Annotated in this window: 1 protein-coding gene and 2 pseudogenes; 2 read left to right on the forward strand and 1 reads right to left on the reverse strand. The window is 71.5% G+C overall.

What is annotated here, in order from left to right:
* Window positions 1-776, forward strand: a pseudogene (locus U4E84_RS17230) (phenylalanine--tRNA ligase subunit beta); the annotation flags it as partial.
* 110 nt (window positions 777-886) lie between these two features.
* Window positions 887-1,042, forward strand: a complete 156-nt coding sequence (locus U4E84_RS17235) for a hypothetical protein (protein ID WP_322533324.1) — start codon at window positions 887-889, stop codon at window positions 1,040-1,042.
* A 61-nt stretch (window positions 1,043-1,103) separates the two neighbouring features.
* Here the strand turns inward: U4E84_RS17235 and U4E84_RS17240 are convergent.
* Window positions 1,104-1,467: pseudogene (locus tag U4E84_RS17240) on the reverse strand (bifunctional 4-hydroxy-2-oxoglutarate aldolase/2-dehydro-3-deoxy-phosphogluconate aldolase); the annotation flags it as partial.

Consider the following 1,467-nt stretch of genomic DNA (forward strand, 5'->3'; position numbering starts at 1 on the left):
TCGAGCGCGCCGGCCTCGACGCCGCCTACACGCTCGACGAGGACGTGCGCTACGAGGTCGAGATCCCGCCGTACCGCGTCGACGTGCTCCACCCGCTCGACTTAGTCGACGACGTGGGGCGCGCGTACGGCTTCGACAACCTGGAGCCGCGCTACCCCGACGTGGGCACCGTCGGCGGCCGCCACGAGCGCTCGCGGTTAGAGGACGCGGTCCGGACGAGCCTCGTCGGGCTCGGCTTCGAGGACCTGCTGAACTTCCACATGACGAGCGGGACCGAGAACTACGACCGGATGAACGTCGAGGCGGGAATCGACGCCTTCGGCGGCGGCGACCCCGTCGAGATCACGGAGCCGTACAGCGAGGAGTACACCCAACTCCGCACCTGGGCGCTCCCCTCGCTCGTCGTGCTGTTGGAGCGGAACACGCACAACGCCTACCCGCAGGACGTCGCCGAGGTCGGCTTCGTCGCCGGGCGCGACGACGCCGAGGACACGAACGTCGCCGAGTCGCGGCACGTCGCCGGCGCGGTCGCCCGCCGCGACGCCTCCTACGAGGCCGCGAAGGGGCGCCTCCAGGCGCTCTGTGCGGACTTCGACGCCGAGCTGTCGACCCCGGGGACCGAACACCCCTCGTTCATCGAGGGCCGCGTAGCCGACGTCGAGATCGACGGCGAGCGCGTCGGCGTGATCGGCGAGCTCCACCCGGCGGTGCTCGTCGAACACGACCTGGAGGTGCCGGTCGCCGCCTTCGAGTTCAAGCTCGACGCGCTGCGGTAAGCGCTCGCTGCGGAGCGGGCGGAAGTTCCGTTTCGTCGGTTCCGCGACGAATTATCAGATATCCGACTGCGAACAGAAGACATATATTCGTCTTCGCGTAGAGGGCGGCTATGAACTGCGAGAGGTGCGGTATCGACGCCTCGCTCGCGCACCGGGACGTCGACGGCTTCGCGTACTACCTTTGCGAGGCCTGTATCAGCGGGTGGGACGCGGCTCGGTCCCCCTCGCCCGACGCCGACGACGACTCTCGGTCGCCCGCGCGGTAGCGGGCGCCGGGTGGCGACGCCAGCGTCGCAGCCGGAGCAGCCGGGGCGGAATCCGGAGCGGTCACTCCCGGGCCGCGGCCACGGCTTCGACGACCGCGCGGGCGTTCGCCCGGATCGCGCCGAAGTCGCCGGCGGCGATCGCCTCGTCGTCGACGATCGAACTGCCGACGCCGACCGCGACCGCGCCGGCGTCTACGTACTCGCCCGCGTTGTCCGCGCCGACGCCGCCGGTCGGCACGGGCGGGACCTGCGGGAGCGGGCCGCCGATCGCCGCGACGTGGGCCGGGCCGCCGGTCTTCGCGGGGAACACCTTCACCGCGTCGGCGCCGGCCTCGTAGGCATCGATCGCCTCGGTCGGCGTGTACGCGCCGACGACGACCGGCGTCCCGTAGCGGTTCGCCGTCCGGATCACGTCGCGGTTGACT

The organism is Halorubrum sp. AD140 (assembly GCF_034497445.1).
Taxonomy (GTDB): Archaea; Halobacteriota; Halobacteria; order Halobacteriales; family Haloferacaceae; genus Halorubrum.